We start from the raw sequence: 1,200 nt of genomic DNA, 5'->3' as shown, positions 1-1,200 counted from the left end.
GGAGGAGTGGCCGCACCCGGTCGAGCAGCCGCTCGGCCCGCACATCGAGAAGTGGTTCGACCGGCAGGACTTCCTGCGGACGCACGACGACGCGGGGCTGCTGGCCGCCCGGTACGTGCTGGCCGACGAGGTGGTCCAGGAGCAGGTCGGCGAACCCGGTGCGGAGGACCCCGAGCACGTCGTGCTGCGGCACAACCGCGGCATGCGGCGCGCGACCAAGGTGGACACGGTGGGCGCCGGGTTCGTCGGCGTCTGCGACGGCACGCTGTCGGCAGGCGAGATCGTGGACGCCATCGCGCAGCTGCTCGGCGAGGACCGCGTGGTGCTCCGCGACCGGGTGCCGGAGTCGCTGCGGATGCTCACCGAACAGGGCTTCATCCAGCCGGTCGCCTGACCGATCGACCGATCGGAGCCCGGGCCGTCCGCAGCCCGGGCTCCGTTCGGGGCTCGGACCCCGAGCTCCTCGGGCCTCCCGCAGCCTCGTGGCCACCCGGGCTGCCGCGGCCACCCGGGCTTCTCGGGCTATCCGCTTCTCGGGCAACCCGGGCTTCCGTGGCTACCCGGGCCCACGTGCAGCCGTCGGCCTGTCCGTCGTCCTCGGCCTGTCCGTCGCCGGGGAGGCGCGGACGGGCCGTTCGGGTTCATCTCGCGGTAGCCCCCGATTCTCCCGGCAGTCGTCGAACGTCTGTCCCTCGTTGCCCCTTGACTGTGAGGCTCTGTCCACAGGCTGTGGACAGAGCTGGGGGTGAGGGGTGGAGCCGACGACGGCGACGGTGGGCGGCATGGTGCTCGCGCTCTTCGGGGGCGCGCTGTTGCTCTGGTGCGCCGCTGAAGTGCGCCTTCGTCACCGACTGCGGCGGCGCGGTGTACCGGCGGTGGCCACCGTGCTGGCCGAGACCGACGCGCACGGCGAACTCGACAGCGCGCCGTTGCTCTCCTTCTCCGCCCTGGCCGCGGTCGGCGGGCCCGGTGCCGCCCGTTGCGCCGAGGCGGTGATCCCCCGGCCGCGCGGCCACACCCCGCTGCGCCGCCCGCCGGGTCTTGTACCGGGGGCGTCCGTCCGGATCGCCTATGACCCGCGCCGTCCGAACCGCGTGGTGCTGGCGGCGGCGGAGACGAGCCGGGTCGCTCTGACGGATCTGCTGTGGGCGGCGCTCGGTACCGGCTGCCTGGTCGCAGGCGCCGTGTTGCCGGCGGTCG

General features: G+C 74.2%; 1 protein-coding gene and 1 pseudogene. Both read left to right on the top strand.

The features are described from left to right. Positions 1–394, top strand: a pseudogene (locus tag MCM47_RS41125) (transferase); the annotation flags it as partial. Between the two features lie 358 nt (positions 395–752). Continuing rightward, on the top strand, positions 753–1,200 hold a 448-nt coding region (locus tag MCM47_RS41120; protein WP_238951872.1), incomplete at its 3' end, for a DUF3592 domain-containing protein.

It is taken from the genome of Kitasatospora sp. A2-31 (assembly GCF_022288725.1).
GTDB lineage: Bacteria > Actinomycetota > Actinomycetes > Streptomycetales > Streptomycetaceae > Kitasatospora.
Note: the sequence above shows the minus strand (reverse complement) of the source record. Positions and strands in the feature narration are given on the sequence as shown.